This is a genomic window from Leisingera sp. S2M4 (genome assembly GCF_055398055.1).
Map to the genome: position 1 here is coordinate 3,016,775 of NZ_AP040861.1, position 17,570 is coordinate 3,034,344.

Consider the following 17,570-nt stretch of genomic DNA (forward strand, 5'->3'; position numbering starts at 1 on the left):
GGCCGGTTTTTCAGTAGCCGCGCCAGATCCAGCCGCCGCCAAAAATGCGGCTGCCTTCGCTTGCATAAAAGACGCAAGCCTGGCCGGGGGAGACGCCCTCTTCCGGTGTCAGCAGTTCCACCTCGGCGGTGGTGTCGGTGAGGGGGCGGATGATCGCCTCGCGCGGGGGGCGCGTCGAGCGTACCTTGACCTTCAGATGCCATTCTTCGCGGCTGGTGAAGGGCTCGTCTCCCAACCAATTGATTTCGCGTACAGGAATCGTGCGCGTGGCCAGCAGTTCCTTGGGGCCAACCACGACGTGCTTTTTGTCGACATCGAGCTTTACGACGTACAATGGCTCTGACAGGCCGCCGATGCCCAACCCGCGGCGTTGACCGATGGTGTAGTGGATGACGCCATCATGGGTGCCCAGAACCCGGCCATCCGCATGTACGATCTCGCCCGGCTCTGCGGCACCGGGGCGCAGCTTTTCGATCACGCTTGCGTAATTTCCATTGGGCACGAAGCAGATGTCCTGGCTGTCGGGCTTGTCCGCCACGGCCAGCCCGTATTGCGCCGCCATCTCGCGGGTGGCGTCCTTGGAGGGCAGGTGCCCCAACGGGAATCGCAGGAACTCAAGCTGTTCCGGCGTGGTGGAGAACAGGAAATAGCTCTGGTCGCGGTTGGCGTCTTCGGCCGAATGCAGCTCGGGTCCGTTGGGGCCCATCTTGCGCTGGATGTAGTGGCCGGTCGCCATGCAGTCGGCCTCAAGGTCGCGGGCCGTTTCCAGCAGGTCCTTGAACTTCACGCGCTCGTTGCAGCGGATGCAGGGCACCGGGGTTGCGCCGGCCAGGTAGCTGTCGGCGAATTCGTCGATCACCGCATCCTTAAAAATGTTCTCGTAATCCAGAACGTAATGCGGAAAGCCGCGCTCTTCGGCGACACGGCGGGCATCATGGATATCGATACCGGCGCAGCACGCACCTTTCTTGGCCAGTGCCGCACCGTGGTCATAAAGCTGAAGCGTCACCCCCACCACGTCATAGCCTTGGTCTGCAAGATGGGCGGCCACAACAGAGCTGTCGACGCCGCCTGACATGGCGACCACCACGCGGGTTTCCGAGGGCGGTTTGGCAAAGCCGAGCGAGTTCAATTGCGGGTCTTGGTCCAGCGCCATGGGGCAGCTCCTAAAGGCAAGGGGGCAGGCGTCGCAGAATATATGAAAATCCTAAGGACTCTCAAGGGGCGTGGTTCACGCGCCGTTAAGCCTGATGGGAAATTCTTGCGCCAATGTCCAATGAATAAGATCTTCGGGGGAAGACGGATGTTCTTGAAGAAAGTTGACGGACCGCGCGCGGTCACCTTGCCGGATGGTACCATCATGACACGGGCGGATCTGCCGCCAGAGAAGACCCGGCGCTGGGTGGCCTCCCGCAAGGCCGCGGTGGTGCGCGGTGTGCTGTATGGTCTGCTGCCCCAGAGCGAGGCGATGCGCCGCTATGGGCTGAGCGAAGAGGAGTTCCGCAGCTGGGTGGCCGCGGTTGCAGACCACGGCGAGGAAGCGCTCAAAACGACACAGCTCAAAAAATTCCGCAACAGAGAGGCGAAATAGAAGGACGCCCAAGAGTTGAATTCATAAATTAACCATCATGGTAACGGGCCATTAACTTTTTTCCAGCAAGGTTAACGAGACCTGAGGGAAACAGTGTACAGGCGGAGAAAACAATATGCGCATTCTTTTGGTTGAGGATGATCCAACCACGGCAAAGAGCATCGAGCTGATGCTGACCCACGCGAATCTGAACGTCTACACGACAGATCTGGGTGAGGAAGGGATCGATCTGGCCAAACTTTATGACTACGACCTGATCCTGCTGGATCTGGGGCTGCCGGACATGAATGGCCACGAGGTTCTGCGCCAGCTGCGCATGTCCCGTATTGAAACTCCGATCCTGATCCTGTCCGGTGCCGATGATACCGACAACAAAATCAAGGGTTTCGGGTTCGGTGCCGATGATTACCTGACCAAACCGTTCCATCGCGAGGAGCTGGTTGCCCGGATTCACGCGATCATCCGCCGCTCGAAAGGACACTCGCAGTCCATCATCAAGACCGGCAAGATCTCCGTCAATCTGGACGCGAAGACCGTGGAAACCGGTGGCAAGTCCATCCACCTGACCGGCAAGGAATACCAGATGCTGGAGCTCCTGAGCCTGCGCAAGGGGACCACGCTGACCAAAGAGATGTTCCTGAACCACCTTTACGGCGGTATGGACGAGCCGGAATTGAAGATTATCGACGTTTTCATCTGCAAGCTGCGCAAGAAGCTGAGCACGGCAACCGGCGGCGAAAACTATATCGAAACTGTCTGGGGCCGTGGCTACGTGCTGCGCGATCCGCAAGAGGACCAGATGGGCGGCGATCAGAGGATGGCCGTGGGCGCTTGAAAGCGTGAGGATCCCAGCGGAGCCTGAGCCAGGCTCCGCCGGTTCTGAAAGACCTGCCTTGCGGCGGGTCTTTTTGTTTGTGGTACGCGGCATTATGCAGGGACGGTGCAGGGGCATCACAGGTGCTGGACGCGACGGGCGCGGCACCGTATCACCTTGGGCCAGAACGAAGAGGGACCGCGCGTGGCAGACATTCACAAAAAAGACGTGGCAGAGCTTACGGCAGACGAGGCGCGAGAAGAGTTTCTAGCGCTGGAACAGCAGCTGCAAACTGCGGATATCGCTTACCACCAGGCGGATGCGCCGGAAATCAGCGACGCCGAGTATGATTCTCTGAAACGGCGGTATCGTGAACTGGTTGCGGCGCATCCGGACCTCGCCGAGCAGGCCACGCAGCTGGAGAACGTCGGTGCGCCTGCGGCCTCGGGCTTTGGCAAGGTGACCCACGTGGTCCGCATGCTGTCCCTAGGCAATGCCTTCGAAGATGAAGATGTCGCCGATTTCGATCGCAGCATTCGCAAGTACCTCGGGCTCGGGGCCGATGCGGCGCTGAAGTACACGGCCGAGCCCAAGATTGATGGCCTGTCGCTCTCGCTTCGCTATGAGCAGGGCCAGCTGGTTCAGGCCGCCACTCGCGGCGATGGCAGCATCGGCGAGAATGTCACCGCCAACGCGCGCACCATTGCGGATATTCCGCAGCAGATCGAAGGCGCGCCCGAGGTTCTGGAGGTGCGTGGCGAGGTCTACATGAGCCATGAGGACTTCGAGGCGCTGAACGCGCGCCACGCCGACCGTGGGGGCAAGATTTTTGCCAATCCGCGCAACGCCGCGGCGGGGTCCCTGCGCCAGCTGGATGCGGAAATCACCCGAGCGCGCCCCTTGCGCTTCTTCGCCTACAGCTGGGGAGACTTGAGCGCGCCGCTGGCTAAAACCCAGATGGAGGCCATCGCGCGGCTGCAAGCGCTGGGGTTTCAGACCAATCCGCTGACGCGGCTCTGTGCCTCAACCGAGGAGATGATCGCCCATTACCGCCAGATCGAGGAACAGCGCGCCACGTTGGGCTATGACATCGACGGCGTTGTCTACAAGGTGAATGACCTGTCCCTTCAGGAACGGCTGGGCTTCCGCTCGACGACGCCCCGCTGGGCGATTGCGCATAAGTTTCCGGCAGAGCTGGCATGGACCCGGCTGGAAGGGATCGACATCCAGGTGGGTCGGACCGGCGCGCTGAGCCCGGTGGCAAGGTTGAAACCGGTCACGGTTGGCGGCGTGGTTGTCTCCAACGCCACCCTTCATAACGAAGACTACATTCAGGGCCGTGATTCCAAGGGCGGGGAAATCCGCGGCGGCAAGGACATCCGGATCGGTGATTGGGTCCAGATCTACCGCGCAGGGGACGTGATCCCGAAGGTGGCGGATGTCGACCTGTCCAAACGTCCCGCGAATGCACAGCCCTACCAGTTCCCGCAGACCTGCGAAATTTGCAACAGCCCCGCCGTGCGCGAGGAGGGGGACGCGGTCCGTCGCTGCACCGGCGGCATGATCTGCCCGGCGCAAGCGGTGGAAAAGCTGAAGCATTTCGTCTCCCGCGCGGCGTTTGACATCGAGGGGCTGGGTGCCAAGCAGGTCGAGCAGTTCCATGCCGACGGCTGGATCAAGGAACCCGCCGATATCTTTGACCTGAAAGAGAAATACGGGTCGGGCCTGCAACAGTTGAAGAACCGTGAGGGCTGGGGCGAAAAATCGGCGGAGAACCTCTTTGCCGCGATCGAGGAAAAGCGCACCATCCCGCTGGCCAAGCTGATCTTTGCCTTGGGCATTCGCCACGCGGGAGAGGTCGCGGCTCGTGATCTGGCGCTGCATTACCGCAGCTGGTCCGCGATGGCAGAGGCGATCGACACCGCGCGCCCCGCGGCCCTCGCGCATCGCGCAGCGGATGAAGCGGAAGGGCGAGAGCGCGAGGCCGCGCAGAAGGAAGGTCGCCGGGCGCGCATATCCGACACCCGTGCGGCGGCGATTGCGGCCTGCGATGTCCCGGCAGCCGCGGCCGCTGCCTGGGCCGACCTGATCGGTGTCGATGGCATTGGGGCGGTGCTTGGTCTGTCCCTGTCCGACGCCTTTGCGAACACGGATGAGCGGGCGGCGTTTGACCGGCTGGTCGCGAAGCTGACCATCGTTGCCCCGGACGCGCCCGCCGCCGACAGCCCGGTTGCCGGCAAGACGGTGGTGTTCACCGGATCGCTGGAAAAGATGACCCGGGCCGAGGCGAAGGCACGGGCAGAGGCGCTGGGGGCCAAGGTTTCCGGCTCGGTGTCGAAAAAGACCGATATCTTGGTGGCGGGGCCGGGGGCCGGCTCCAAGGCGAAGAAGGCGGCGGAACTGGGGATCCAGACGCTGGACGAAGACGGCTGGCTGGAGCTTATTGCAGGCGCATGAGCGGTCGTCCGGAGATCCTGTTCCCCTTGTTCGCGGGGGCGGAGACCCTGCCGGGGGTGGGGCCGAAAACCGCGCAGTCGCTTGCCCAGATGGGCGTGGAAACGCCGCGCGATCTGCTGTTTTCGCTCCCTTATTCGGTGATCGACCGACGTCGCCGTAGCAGTATCAAGGGCGCTGAGTTGCCCGCCACGTTGACGGTTGAGGTGACCATTGGGCCTCATCGGCCGGCGAGGAACCGTGGCGGGGCCTACCGCATCCACGTGACGGATGCCGAGGTCGAATTCCAGCTGGTCTTCTTTCACGGTCGCAGCCGTTACCTGGAGGCGCAGCTGCCGGAGGGGGCCCGCCGTGTCGTTTCCGGCAAGGTGGAGCTGTTCGACGGCGTCGCGCAGATGGTTCACCCAGACCACATGGTGCCCCTTGCCGAGGCGGACGACATACCCGCCTTTGAGCCGATCTACCATCTGACCCAGGGCGTGACGCAAAAGACCATTTTCAAGGCCGTGCGCGGTGCGTTGGAGCGCGCCCCGTCGCTGGCGGAATGGATCGACCCGGGGCAAGTGACGCGAGAGGGCTGGCCGTCCTGGACTGAGGCCATCGCGTCCGTACATGCGCCACAGGGAACGGCGGACCTCGCGCCCGAGTCGCCCGCGCGGGCGCGACTAGCCTATGACGAGCTGTTTGCGCATCAGCTGACTCTGGCCTTGGCCCGCCAGAAGGAACGCAGGGTTCGCGGACTCCAAAGCCGGGCCACGGGCCGTCTGCAATCCAAAGTGCTGGCGGCGCTGCCGTATCGGCCCACGAACGCCCAGGCCCGCGCGATCGAGGAGATCGCCGAGGATATGGCCTCCGACAAGCGCATGAACCGGCTGCTGCAAGGGGATGTGGGTGCTGGCAAAACCCTGGTTGCCTTCATGGCACTGCTGGTCGCGGTCGAAGCAGGCGGTCAGGGGGTGATGATGGCCCCGACAGGCATCCTGGCGCAGCAGCATCTCGAAGGATTGGCCCCCTTGGCCGAAGACGCAGGGGTGGTAATCGAGATCCTGACCGGCCGTGACAAGGGAGCCGAGCGCAAGGCCAAGCTGGCGGCGCTGGCGCGCGGCGACATTCAAATTCTGGTCGGCACCCATGCGGTGTTCCAGCAGGACGTCGCCTTTCGCGATCTGCGGCTGGCCATCGTTGACGAGCAACACCGGTTTGGCGTCCGCCAGCGGATGGAACTGGCGGAAAAGGGCAAGGGGGCGGATGTGCTGGTGATGACCGCAACGCCGATCCCGCGCTCTCTGGCGCTGGCCCAATATGGCGATATGGATGTTTCGGTCCTGGATGAGAAACCGCCGGGACGTAAACCGGTCAAGACCGCCGTCGTCAGTACCGAGCGCATGTCGGAGGTGGTGGATCACCTCCGTAAGGCAATCGCCGAGGGGCGGCAGTGCTACTGGGTGTGCCCGCTGGTGGATGAAAGCGAGGTGAGCGACCTGACGGCGGCGGAGGAACGTTTCAAACATCTGCGCGCGATCCTGGGGGACGATGCCGTGGGGCTGGTGCACGGCCAGATGCCGCCTGCCGAAAAGGATGCGGCGATGGCGGCTTTCCAGGATGGGAGAACCAAGGTTCTCGTCGCCACCACGGTGATCGAGGTCGGGGTGAACGTCCCCAATGCCTCGATCATGGTGATCGAGCGGGCAGAGATCTTTGGTCTCGCCCAGCTGCACCAGCTGCGCGGCCGGGTTGGCCGGGGCAGCGCGGAATCGACCTGCCTCTTGATGTATCAGCCGCCGCTGACGGAAGGTGGCCGCAAGCGGCTGGAGGTGTTGCGCGAAACCGAGGATGGCTTCCGCATTTCCGAGACCGACCTTCAGATGCGCGGCGCCGGCGACATGATTGGAACGGCTCAGTCAGGTTTGCCGCGTTTCCAGGTCGCCGACCTTGAACGGCAGGCGGGGCTGATGGCGGTGGCGCAGAGCGACGCACGGGCGTTACTCGCCGCGGATCCGCACCTGCAAAGTGACCGCGGGCAGGCGGCGCGTGTTCTTCTGTGGTTGATGAAACGGGATCAGGCAATCCGTTTGATTTCAGTGGGTTAAAACGCCATCGCGCCGGTTTGGGAGGCTGGTGTTCCAGTTTGTTCGCAGATGTTCTCAAAAAGTTCTTTACAGGTGCGCCTGGAAATGAGAACAAAGGGGCAACAAATTTGCCAGAGAGCGAAAAATCAGACTGGAGGAGGCCCGCGCCATGATTTCACAGATCAAGACCACGATTGAGAATGCTCATTCCACGCTTCTGCAGGACGCCATCGGCGCAGCCTCTTTGCTGGTGATGCTGGTTGCGGCCTTGCACCTGCCGAGCCTGCTCTGACGGCTCGATGCTGCGCCGGTTTGACCGTCGTTAATCGATTTTCCTGATTGCATCTGCGGTGCCGGGTTGGCCAAGATCCCGTCCCGGATTGCCTGGGGGTCACCCGCCTGTCCCGATCCCCGTCTGGATTGCCTCAAGATCCTGCCGGGCCGACCCGGATCCCGCACCGCAGAGCATGACTGCCGCCGCCATCTGCCCGGATGTGCGGCGGTTTTTTCATGGCTGCACAAGGCGACCGACCCGCGGCGGCGGGGCAGGTTGCCAAGGTTGCCTTATCATGGATGCGGGCGTCGACCGCTCAGGCGCACTGTGCCTTTGTGGCTGTCTTCAGGGCCTCCAGCGTGGCCTCCAGCGCCAGCAGAATGGAGGCGTGGCGGTTCTTGAACTCTTTGGCGGGTTGCAGGACCTCGAGCGCATCGAAAGGGGCGTCAGGGACCGGTCCGCCTGCGGTTAGCATCGCTTTCAACTGGTCCCGGGCGGTTTCCACTTCCTCGAGCGACCGGCCGATCACGTTGGCGCCGACGACGGCGGCAGAAGCCTGCCCCAGCGCGCAGGCTTTCACGTCCTGGCCAAAGGCGCTGATCCGGCCATCGGATACCTCGACATCCACCGTCACGGTCGATCCGCAAAGGGGTGAGCGCTTCTTGACGGTCGCATCCGGCGAGTCAAGCCGCTGGAGATGCGGAATATCCGCTGCCAGCGCCAGAATGCGGGTTGAATACAGCTTGATCAGATCGCTTTCGCCAGACATCGATACCGGGCTTTCCCTGCTAGTTCGTTCCTCATACATAGGGAGCCGACCAACAGATGCAAAAGGTTTTTCACCATGTCCCTTTCCGCGCGCTTTGATCCCGCCACGCTGTCCTACAACGAAGCGGGGCTGATCCCCTGCATCGCCCAGGACGAGACCTCGGGGGAGGTGTTGATGATGGCGTGGATGAACGCCGATGCAGTCGCACGCACGCTGGAGACCGGTCGCGTGACCTATTGGTCCCGCTCGCGCCAGTCGTTCTGGATCAAGGGGGAAACGTCAGGCCACGTGCAGGAGCTGGTGGACCTGCGCGTGGATTGTGACAGGGACTGTCTGCTGGCAGTGGTGCGCCAGACGGGCGCAGCCTGCCACACCAACCGTCGGACCTGTTTCTATACTGCCGTGCGCGACGGGGAAGAGGTCGAGCTTATGAAGCCGATGGAGTGATCCTGGCGCGCAAGGGCTTGGCACCGGACGGGGCTGCCTGCGCTGGATGTCAGCAAGAGGAAGGTGGCAATCCGACCATCTCGCGGATGTCCTGCGGGCGGGCACCTTCGGCGCGATATTTGGCGATGGCGCGCGCGTCATCGCGTTTCGCCAGCCTCTTGCCGGCTTCGTCGCGGATCAGCCGGTGATGGTGGTATTCAGGCGTGGGAAGCCCCAACAGCGCTTGCAGCAGCACGTGGATCTGAGTCGCCTCGAACAGGTCGGCACCGCGCACCGCATGGGTGATGCACTGATCCGCGTCATCCACCACCACCGACAGGTGGTAGGAGCTGCCCATGTTGCGGCGAACCAGGATGATGTCCCCGACCGCTGAAAGCAGCTGTTCGGGATCGAGTTCGTGTGTGCCGTTGAACTCCGGCCCGCTTTCCGAAAAGCCGCGCAGTTCAACGGCAGAGATCGCCTTTTCCATGTTCAACCGCACCACGTCTTGCGGCGTTCTGCCAGCCATGGGGCGGCTGCGGCAGGTGCCGGGGTAGATGCGCCCGTCGGGGCCAAATTGCGGAACGCCTTCCTGCGGCGCTCCGGCGGCGGCCTCGATATCGGCGCGGTTACAACGGCAGGGGTAGGTGAGCCCCATGGCTGTCAGCTGCTCCAGCGCCGCGCGGTAGCGCGCGAGCCGGTCAGACTGGCGCATCACCGGCTGCGGCCAGTCGAGGCCGAGCCAGCTGAGGTCTTCGTAGATCTGGCGCTCCCACGCCGGGCGGGCGCGGGATTGGTCGATGTCCTCTATCCGCAGCAGGAAGCGGCCGCGGCGGGCCTGCGCCATGTCATGCGCCAGCAACGCGGAATAGGCATGGCCCAGATGCAGCGGCCCGGTTGGAGAAGGCGCAAAACGGGTGGTGAATGTCACGCTTTTTCAATTACATATACGGTTGATTTCAGGTCGATGCCCGGCAGGTGGTCGCCGTATTCCCGAAATAGCAGCCGCGCGGCGGAACAGTCCAGCCAATCGTTCAGCTTGCCGGTGTAGGCCCGGTCTTCCAAGGCGTGATCGTTGTAGGAAAAGACGAACAGCCCGCCGCGATCCAGCCCACGCATGATGACATCGAAGGTGGTCGGCGGCGCGGCCCCCTTGCTGAGCAGGCCGCAGCCCACGATGGCCCGGTAGGTGCCCGGCTTTACCGGCGTCTTGTCGCTGGTGTCCAATTGCGACAGGTGCCGATAGGCACCCTTGGTGCGGGCCTGGGCGAGCATTTCGGGCGAGGGATCCAGCCCGTCCACGACCTCGTAGCCAGCGGCGCGCAACGCAAGGCCTGCAAGGCCGGTGCCGCACCCGAAGTCAAGGATCGGGCTTTGCGGATCGGGCAGGTACTTCTTCAGGGCGGTCGCAATCCGCCCCGGCGTGGCATAGCCGTTTTCCGCGATTTCAGCATCGTAAGAGGCGGCCCAGCTGTCATAGTGCTTGCGGATCGCCTCGGGGCCGTCCAATCCGTAGGACTTGTCGAGAAACTTGTCGCTCATACGCTGGATGTTAGACCTGCAGGCGGCGCAGCGTCTAGGAAAAGTTGCTCAACCACTCCTGCCAGACCTGTTTTGCGCGGTCGGTATAGGCCTTGTACCGGTCCTTGCGGCCGCGGCGACCACCCTTCAGGCCATCCACCGGGCGGAACAGGCCGAAGTTCACATTCATCGGCTGGAAGGTCTTGGCCTCGGCACCGCCGGTGATGTGATGAATCAGCGCGCCCATGGCGCTGTCCTGTGGAACCTCGGGCAAGGTTCGGCCCAGAATCTCGGCGGCGGCCATGCGTCCTGCCAGCAGACCCATGGCGGCGCTTTCAACGTAGCCCTCGACACCGGTAATCTGCCCCGCGAAACGGATATGCGGTTTGGACTTCAGCCGCATCTGCGAATCGAGCAGCGTCGGCGAGTTCAGGAACGTGTTGCGGTGAATGCCGCCCAGCCGGGCAAAGCTGGCATTCTCCAGCCCCGGGATCATCCGGAAGACTTCGGTCTGCGCACCGTACTTCATCTTGGTCTGGAAGCCGACGATGTTGTACAGCGTCCCCAGCGCGTTGTCGCGGCGCAGTTGCACCACGGCGTAGGGTTTTTGATCCGGCTGGTGCGGGTTGGTGAGGCCCACAGGCTTCATCGGGCCGTGGCGCAGGGTCTCGCGGCCGCGTTCGGCCATCACCTCGATCGGCAGGCAGCCGTCGAAATAGCCGGCGGTCTCGCCCTCGTGGAACTCGGTCTTGTCGGCGGCGAGCAGCGCGTCGATGAAGGCCTCGTACTGGTCCTTGGTCATCGGGCAGTTGAGGTAGGCGGTACGCTCTTCCTCGGTTTCGCCCTTGTCGTAGCGCGACTGCATCCAGGCCTGCGACATGTCGATCGACTCGGCGTAGACGATCGGCGCAATGGCGTCGAAGAAGGCCAGCGCTTCCGCGCCGGTCTCGGCCTGAATTGCCTGGCCCAGCTCGGGCGAGGTCAGCGGGCCGGTGGCAAAGATCCAATGGCCGTCGGTCGGCAGTTCGGTGATTTCCTCGTAGGAGACCGACACATTCGGATGCGCCTTCAGCTTGGCGGTGACGGTTTCGGCAAAGGGCTCGCGGTCCACGGCCAGCGCGCCGCCGGCGGGCAGACGGTGTTCATCGGCGGTGGCCATGATCAGGCCGCCCGCAGCGCGCATTTCCCAATGCAGCAGCCCAACGGCGTTCTGCTCGTCATCGTCCGAGCGGAAGGAATTGGAGCAGACCATCTCGCCCAGGTTGCCGGTCTGGTGGGCAAAGGTCTCCACCTTGGGGCGCATTTCGTGGATCACTACCTTTACGCCCATGTTCGCCGCCTGCCAGGCGGCTTCGGACCCGGCCATGCCGCCGCCCACGATATGCAATGTCTGTGCCGAATGATCTGTCATGATCCGCCACATAGGGCAGGGCGCGGGAGCGTGCAATAGGCTTGGCAAGCACGGGGCGTCTTGGGCGTTGTCGCAACTCGGATGGCCCAAAGCGCCGCAGGCTGGCGGGCGCGATGTCATGTCGGGGTTTGAGGGAGATTTGGGGCCGCCGCTGCGGGAACAGGTACACCGGTGAGAGAGAACCGGCTGGAGGGACCCTTCCGCAGCAGCAGCCCAAATTGTGCAGACCGTCTGGCCTTGCCCAATCTTTGCCATCTTTCCGCCCAGATTGAAAGGCAGTTGGCTGGCGTCTTATGGAAACAATAAGTTGCGATTGGTAAACAAAGCCTAAAAATTTCCGAAAACTTCAGGAAAATTTCCGGAAAATCGCAGTAAAGGCTTTGGCGGTTCAATCCTGCCAGTCGGGCGCGCGTTTTTCGATGAAGGCGGCCATGCCTTCGACCGTATCGCGGTGCATTAGGTTCTCGACAATAGCGTTGCTTGTATAGGCATAAGCTTGATCCAGCGGCATTTGCAGCTGCTGGTAGAATGCCTCCTTGCCGATCTTGACCGCGGCGCCCAGCTTGGCGGCGATGACCTCGGCCATGCGGGTGGTCTCTTCCTCCAGATCCGCCAGCGGCACGGCGCGGTTGATCAGCCCCAGCTCGGCGGCGCGCGGGGCGTTGATGAATTCCCCGGTGGTTAGTAGCTCAAACGCCTGTTTGCGCGGGATGTTGCGCGACAGTGCCACCATCGGTGTCGAGCAGAACAGCCCGATGTTGACGCCGTTGACCCCGAACTTGGTGTCTTCGGCTGCCAGCGCCAGATCGCAGCTCGCCACCAGCTGACAGCCTGCCGCGGTGGCAATGCCGTGGACCTGGGCGATCACCGGCTGGGGCAGGGACTGCAGACCTGTCATCACATCGGTGCAGCGCGCGAACAGATCCTGGAAATAGGCCAGTCCGCCATCTTCCGCCTGGCGCCCCGCGGTCATCTGCTTGATGTCATGCCCGGCGCAAAAGCCCTTTCCGGCGCCGGACAGGATCACCACCTTGATGTGGCTGTCCGTGCGCAGGGCGTCGATCTGCTCCTGCAGGGCGGCCAGCATCTCGTCCGACAGGGCGTTCAGCCGCTCGGGCGCGTTCAGGGTCAGCCGGGCAATCCGGCCTGTGTCGCAACGTTCCAGAATTGCCATCTTGCTCTCCTCCTCTGGCTTGCGGAAACATTATGCGGGCACAGGCGAAAGGAAAAGCATGACGCTGGCTTTTGACGTGGCGGGGCTGACACAGTACCTGCATGAGATTTTTCCGCAGGTGCGGGATGACTTCGCGATTGAAACGATGGACGGGCAGACTCTGCGGATGCGGCTGCTGACCGGCGAGCGCCACCTGCGGCCGGGGGGCACGGTGTCGGGGCCGTCGATGTTCGCGCTGGCCGACTGCGCGGTCTATGCGTTGATCCTGTCGCGGCTGGGGCCGGAGGCGCTGGCGGTGACCACCAACTGCAGCATCGATTTCATGCGCAAGCCTGCCGCCAAGACTGACATGATCGCCGAAGCGCGGCTGCTGAAACTGGGGCGGGTGCTGGCGGTGGCGGATGTACTGATGTATTCCGAAGGGCAGGCCGAGCCGGTGGCGCGCGCCTCGATGACCTACTCGATCCCGCCGAAACGCTAGATCGCGGTGGCCAACGGCTGGCCCAGTTTGATCAGCGTCTCCCGGCCCTTGGCGCTGTTTTCGACCAGATCCTCGGCAAAGCGCACCTTGCCCGGCTCGAACACCACCACCACGGTGGAGCCGCCGAATTTGAAATAGCCCTTTTCCTCCATCTTCCGCACCGCGCCCGACGTGCGCGTGTTGACGATGGAGCCGACGCCGAAGGCGCCGACCTCGACAAAACAGTAGCTGCCGATGGTGTCCGTCTCGATCAGGGTCCAGCTGCGCTTGTTTTCGCCGAACACATCCGGCCCGGCTCCCAGCGCGATCGGGTTCACCGAATGCAGCGCGCCGTCGATATCGCGGGCGTCCGTGATGCGCCCGTCGGCGGGGAAGTGGTAGCGGTGGTAATCCGCCGGACACAGCCGCACGATGGCCAGCGCGCCACCGATGAAGCGATCCGCGATGCCGGGCAGCATGCTGCGTACCGACATCGGATGGCCTTTCACCGGGACAAAGACGTCTTCGGCCAGTTCGGGAAACACCAGCACCCGTCCGTCGGCGGGAGAGACGATGTCCTTTGGATCATCGCTGTAGGGGCGGACCTCGGGTTTCAAGTGGCGGATGAAAAAATCGTTGAAACAGGTGAAGCTGTCCTGCGGTTGCGCGGCCTCACTCATGTCTATGCCCAGTTCCTCGACGACCCTGGCGATCTTGGCCCGCGACAGTCGGGAGTCGAACCACGCCCCCATCAGGCGGCTCACCAGGGCGGAGCGGAACAGCAGTTTCTCCACCGGCCGGGCACTGGCGCTCTGGTAGGCCCAGCGGATCCATTTTTCCCCCAGCACGGCCTCTTCGAAGGTTTCGCCGGTGGCGCGGTCGACGACAAGGATGGGCTGGTGCTGCATGAAATCCGCCATATGTGGGTTTTGCTGCCGCGTCGCCTAGCAAAGACCGGCAGTCAGGCCAAGAGGGGATTGGCCGGGGTTGCGGCAGGACCGCCCATGGCCGGGGACGTCCAGGGGCCGGAGGCCGTCTTGCAAAAGCTCCGGTGGAGCTTTTGAAGCCGCAGGGTGCGCTAGCACCGGGCGCGCAAAGCGTGCCCGCCCTCCGGGCTGGACGGGCACGGCCCGGACGCGGAGCGTCCGCGCGTCACTTGTTTTGAGAGCTGGAGAGCGGGACATGAAAAAGGGGGCCGTGGCCCCCTCGATCTGCTGGCCCTTACGGGAACAGCTTTCTGACGTAGTTCGGCAGGGCGAAGGCCGCCTTGTGAACTTCGGGGTTGTAGTACTCGGTCTCGATCCCGGCGGCGGCGAAACGCGCTTCCAGATCGGCAAGGCTGACGTTGCGCGCCTTGTCCGAATGGCTCCCCCAGCCGAAGGCCATCGGCCCGCCCGCATAGGTCGGGATGGTGGCGAGGTAGCAGGACGCATCGGCAAACAGCGCCTGAAAGGCCCGCAGAGTGCCGGTCAGCTCATCGCCCTGCATGAACGGCACGCCGTTCTGGGTCACGATGATGCCATCCTCGGTCAGTGCGCGCGCGGCGTGGCCATAGAATGTATCGGTGAACAGGACCTCGCCCGGCCCGATCGGGTCGGTGGAATCAACGATGATGACGTCGAACTTCTCGGAGGTCTCCTTCATGAAGACCGCGCCGTCGTTGATCACCAGGTTCAGGCGCGGATCGTCAAAGGCGCCGTCACTCAGCATCGGCAGATACTCTTTCGAGAAATCCACGACGCCGGCGTCGATCTCCACCATGGTGACATGTTCGACCGACTTGTGCTGCAGCGCCGCGCGGGCCATGCCGCCGTCGCCGCCGCCGATGATCAGCACGCGTTTTGCGGCCCCATGCGCCAGGATCGGCACATGGGTCAGCATCTCGTGGTAGATGAAGTTGTCGCCTTCGGTGGTCTGCACCACGTCGTCGAGCGTCAGAATGCGGCCGAACTGGCCGTTCTGGAACACTTTCAGGCGCTGGTGCTCGGTGTTGCTGTCATAGAGCATTTCATCCACGCGCAGGGACTGGGCGTAGTGGTCATGCAACCGTTCGGTCATCCACTCCTGCTTGTCGGTGTTGCTCATGCCGCGATCTCCTTGGCGATCAGCTCCTCTCCGCGCAGCAGCTCGCGGACCTCGACCATGTCGGTGGCAAAGGCTTCCTTGAGGACATCAACCGCATTCCACGGCTCGGCGTCGCCGCACATGAACACGTCAAACGCGCCATAGCCGATCTCGGGCCAGGTATGGACGGAGATGTGGCTCTCGGCCAGCACAGCCACGCCGGACACGCCCTGCGGCGAGAACTTGTGGGTGTGGATGTGCAGCAAGGTGGCGCCACAGACCTCGACCATGCGGCGGAAGGCTTTCTGGATCCGCTCCTCGCAGTCCAGGCCGGTACCTTTCATCACTTCGATGATCAGGTGTGTGCCGGCAAAGACCTTGCCGTTCTTGCGGATAAAGTGGTCCTCGCGGTCGCTGTCGACCAGAGAATCAGCAATAGCGGTGTTTACACCGCGGGCGGTATCTTCCTCATGGGCGCCTGTCTCCAGACCGATCCCCAGTTGGAAGAGGTTGGCGTCCGTCATGACACTCCCCTTCGTTCCAGTAGATGACAATCCAGCCGGCCCTTAGCGCCCCCCCGGATAAGAGTCCGGGGTTGGGATCGGTACCGAAAGTGAGGCGGCGTTTAGGATGCATGGCAGATTCGATCAACACCTAATTTCAGCCATCCCGCCGGACGCATGGCTGCCTGCCGACTGGGACAGGCCTGCGCGAAAAAAAGGCCGGGGCGAACCCCGGCCGTCAGGAAGTTCCTTTGCCCAGGGGATCACGGGCGCCAGAACGGAAGAGTGGCTTCATGATGGGCGTCCTCGCGGGTCAGCCCGATGTCCTTCAGATGCGCGTCGCTCAACTGCTTAAGCTGTCGGCGGCTGCGCTGGCGCAGGCTCCACTTGGTCAGCATTACCGCGAAGGCCACCGCCCATTGTGCCAGAACCGGCATCGCGCGGCGGCCGGCCAGGTAGGACATGTTCGATTGTGCGGTGGTCAGATGCTGTGCCATGGGATATTCCTTGCTATTGTATTGGTACAATCCTGTTGATTTGTCGTGTTGTTCTGATACAAATTGCGACACACTTTGTCCAAGGAACGATTGTAATGGGTACAATTTGGCCGCAAAGTCTTGGGGACAGCAAAGGGCCCAAGTATAAAAAGGTCGCCGATACAATCCGTTCGGCAGTTCAGAGCGGCGCCTTGACGGCTGGTACAAAATTGCCCCCCGTGCGCGAACTGGCGTATCAACTGGGGATCACGCCCGGCACCGTGGCCCGCGCCTATAGTATCCTGACGGATGAGGGCGTGCTGGAGGCCGAAGTGGGCCGCGGCACATTTGTAGCGCACAGGAAGACGCCGGTTCAGGATGACGTATGGTCGCGGCAGCTGCACTTGCTGGAGGCGAAGGACCCGGGACATGTCAGCCTGTTCAGTCCGAGGATCGCGGATATGGGGCAGGTCGCCGCGGTACGCGAGACCTTGCAGAAAGTCGCCGAGTGCGACGCTTACAAGCTGCTGAACTATCCCACCCGCGATGCCTACCGTCCGGTGCGCGAAGTGGCCGCCAGGTGGTTGTCACAATCCCCGGTGGGGCCGGTCAGCGAAAATGACGTGGTCCTGACGCACGGTGGGCAGAACGGCCTGATGGTGGTTCTGCAGGCAATCCTGAAAGGGCCGCAACCGGTCATCATGGTCGAGGACTTGACCTATGCGGGGTTTCGGCGCGCGGCAGAGCTTCTGCGCGCGCAGGTCGTCGGCGTGGCCATGGACGAGGAGGGCCTCCGCCCCGACTCGATGGAACTGGCAATCCGCAAGAGTGGCGCGACGGTGCTGTGCACCAGCCCGGAGGTTCACAACCCCACCGGCCAGTTCACGCCCCTGGCCCGGCGCAAGCAGATCGTCGAGATTGCCCGGCGCCACGGCGTGCAGATCATCGAGGACGATTGCTATCGCCTGGGCGAGGCCCGGGCCCCGGGCTACCGCGCGCTGGCGCCGGAGCTGGCCTGGCATGTGTCCTCCATTTCCAAGCTCCTGACGCCGGCTTTAAGGGTCGGATTTGCCCTGTCGCCGGAAGGGCGTGCGGCGGATCTGCGCAGGGTGGCGGAATATGGGTATTTCGGGCTAGCCCAGCCGCTTGCGGAACTGGTTCGCATTCTGCTCAGCGATCCGCGAATGCCGGAGCTGATGGCGGCGGTGCGGGCCGAGATGGCGCGCTATGTCCGTGTCGCGGTGAATGTGCTGGGGGCCTTCGACCTGACGTGGAACCCGGACGTGCCCTTCGTGTGGCTCCGGCTGCCGTCGGGGTGGCGTGCCGCGGCTTTCACCCGCGCGGCCGAGGCACATGGGGTGCAGATCCGCTCGGCGGATGAATTTGCCCTGCGCGACGGGCGAGCGCCGCATGCGGTCCGCATCGCGGTCAATGCCCATGTGCCGCTGAAACAGTTTGAAGAGGCAATGCTGCGGCTGCGCGCCCTGTTGGACAATCCGCCGGAGCAGATCAGTGTCTAGGTTTGGGGTATTATAATACCTAATTTTTAAACCATTGAAAATGA

Annotated in this window: 17 protein-coding genes and 1 pseudogene; 8 read left to right on the top strand and 10 right to left on the bottom strand. The window is 63.1% G+C overall.

From position 1 onward, the window contains the following. Positions 1-10: 10 nt before the first annotated feature. Entirely contained in the window at positions 11-1,156 is a 1,146-nt protein-coding gene (mnmA, locus tag ACZ52D_RS14640) for a tRNA 2-thiouridine(34) synthase MnmA (RefSeq protein ID WP_222453313.1), read from the bottom strand. A gap of 147 nt (positions 1,157-1,303) precedes the next feature. On the opposite strand from mnmA, the gene sciP reads away from it, so the two are divergent. The 5 genes from sciP (at position 1,304) to ACZ52D_RS14665 (ending at position 7,220) form a co-directional block, all read left to right on the top strand. Then, complete coding sequence (gene sciP / locus ACZ52D_RS14645; protein WP_222453312.1) at positions 1,304-1,591, top strand: CtrA inhibitor SciP; 288 nt, start codon at positions 1,304-1,306, stop codon at positions 1,589-1,591. 115 nt (positions 1,592-1,706) lie between these two features. Continuing rightward, on the top strand, positions 1,707-2,426 hold the full coding sequence (ctrA, locus tag ACZ52D_RS14650) for a response regulator transcription factor CtrA (protein ID WP_222453311.1): 720 nt from the start codon (positions 1,707-1,709) through the stop codon (positions 2,424-2,426). 183 nt (positions 2,427-2,609) lie between these two features. Next, the gene (ligA, locus tag ACZ52D_RS14655) at positions 2,610-4,862 is read left to right on the top strand and encodes an NAD-dependent DNA ligase LigA (RefSeq protein ID WP_464441753.1); all 2,253 of its coding nucleotides are present in this window, start codon (positions 2,610-2,612) and stop codon (positions 4,860-4,862) included. Beyond that, complete coding sequence (gene recG / locus ACZ52D_RS14660; RefSeq protein WP_464441754.1) at positions 4,859-6,949, top strand: ATP-dependent DNA helicase RecG; 2,091 nt, start codon at positions 4,859-4,861, stop codon at positions 6,947-6,949. Before ligA ends, recG begins: the two co-directional genes overlap by 4 nt. A 148-nt stretch (positions 6,950-7,097) precedes the next feature. Beyond that, on the top strand, positions 7,098-7,220 hold the full coding sequence (locus ACZ52D_RS14665) for a hypothetical protein (RefSeq protein WP_369929041.1): 123 nt from the start codon (positions 7,098-7,100) through the stop codon (positions 7,218-7,220). 298 nt (positions 7,221-7,518) lie between these two features. Here the strand turns inward: ACZ52D_RS14665 and ACZ52D_RS14670 are convergent, their stop codons facing one another. Further along, a complete protein-coding gene (locus ACZ52D_RS14670) occupies positions 7,519-7,971 on the bottom strand; it encodes an iron-sulfur cluster assembly scaffold protein (RefSeq protein ID WP_369929043.1) in 453 nt (150 codons plus the stop codon). A 75-nt stretch (positions 7,972-8,046) separates the two neighbouring features. Between ACZ52D_RS14670 and hisI the strand changes: the two genes are divergently transcribed. Next, entirely contained in the window at positions 8,047-8,418 is a 372-nt protein-coding gene (gene hisI / locus ACZ52D_RS14675) for a phosphoribosyl-AMP cyclohydrolase (protein WP_417472175.1), read from the top strand. Between the two features lie 49 nt (positions 8,419-8,467). On the opposite strand, the gene gluQRS is transcribed toward hisI, so the two are convergent. From gluQRS to ACZ52D_RS14695, 4 genes and pseudogenes are all read right to left on the bottom strand, one after another. Next, complete coding sequence (gene gluQRS / locus ACZ52D_RS14680; RefSeq protein ID WP_464441755.1) at positions 8,468-9,328, bottom strand: tRNA glutamyl-Q(34) synthetase GluQRS; 861 nt, start codon at positions 9,326-9,328, stop codon at positions 8,468-8,470. After that, the gene (locus tag ACZ52D_RS14685; RefSeq protein WP_417472171.1) at positions 9,325-9,939 is read right to left on the bottom strand and encodes a class I SAM-dependent DNA methyltransferase; all 615 of its coding nucleotides are present in this window, start codon (positions 9,937-9,939) and stop codon (positions 9,325-9,327) included. Before ACZ52D_RS14685 ends, gluQRS begins: the two co-directional genes overlap by 4 nt. Before the next feature lie 34 nt (positions 9,940-9,973). Next, positions 9,974-11,329: a methylenetetrahydrofolate--tRNA-(uracil(54)-C(5))-methyltransferase (FADH(2)-oxidizing) TrmFO gene (gene trmFO / locus ACZ52D_RS14690; protein WP_464441756.1), complete on the bottom strand. Its 1,356-nt coding sequence runs from the start codon at positions 11,327-11,329 to the stop codon at positions 9,974-9,976. A gap of 388 nt (positions 11,330-11,717) precedes the next feature. Further along, a pseudogene (locus tag ACZ52D_RS14695) lies at positions 11,718-12,506 on the bottom strand (enoyl-CoA hydratase); the annotation flags it as partial. Positions 12,507-12,561: 55 nt separating this feature from the next. On the opposite strand from ACZ52D_RS14695, the gene ACZ52D_RS14700 reads away from it, so the two are divergent. Continuing rightward, positions 12,562-12,984 (top strand): PaaI family thioesterase, encoded by a 423-nt coding sequence (locus ACZ52D_RS14700; RefSeq protein WP_464441757.1) that lies wholly within the window; start codon positions 12,562-12,564, stop codon positions 12,982-12,984. Here ACZ52D_RS14700 and asd read toward each other — a convergent pair. From asd to ACZ52D_RS14720, 4 genes are all read right to left on the bottom strand, one after another. Further along, positions 12,981-13,871 (bottom strand): archaetidylserine decarboxylase, encoded by an 891-nt coding sequence (asd, locus tag ACZ52D_RS14705; protein WP_464441758.1) that lies wholly within the window; start codon positions 13,869-13,871, stop codon positions 12,981-12,983. The two genes, ACZ52D_RS14700 and asd, sit on opposite strands and share 4 nt — an antisense overlap. A gap of 313 nt (positions 13,872-14,184) precedes the next feature. Next, positions 14,185-15,048 carry a polyamine aminopropyltransferase gene (gene speE / locus ACZ52D_RS14710; protein WP_464441759.1) on the bottom strand — a complete coding sequence of 288 codons (864 nt, stop codon included), beginning with the start codon at positions 15,046-15,048 and terminating at the stop codon, positions 14,185-14,187. Further along, a complete protein-coding gene (gene speD / locus ACZ52D_RS14715) occupies positions 15,045-15,551 on the bottom strand; it encodes an adenosylmethionine decarboxylase (protein ID WP_222453299.1) in 507 nt (168 codons plus the stop codon). Before speD ends, speE begins: the two co-directional genes overlap by 4 nt. Positions 15,552-15,793: 242 nt before the next feature. Beyond that, on the bottom strand, positions 15,794-16,027 hold the full coding sequence (locus ACZ52D_RS14720; protein ID WP_464441760.1) for a DUF1127 domain-containing protein: 234 nt from the start codon (positions 16,025-16,027) through the stop codon (positions 15,794-15,796). 95 nt (positions 16,028-16,122) lie between these two features. On the opposite strand from ACZ52D_RS14720, the gene ACZ52D_RS14725 reads away from it, so the two are divergent. Then, positions 16,123-17,526: an aminotransferase-like domain-containing protein gene (locus tag ACZ52D_RS14725; protein ID WP_464441761.1), complete on the top strand. Its 1,404-nt coding sequence runs from the start codon at positions 16,123-16,125 to the stop codon at positions 17,524-17,526. Positions 17,527-17,570: the final 44 nt, after the last annotated feature.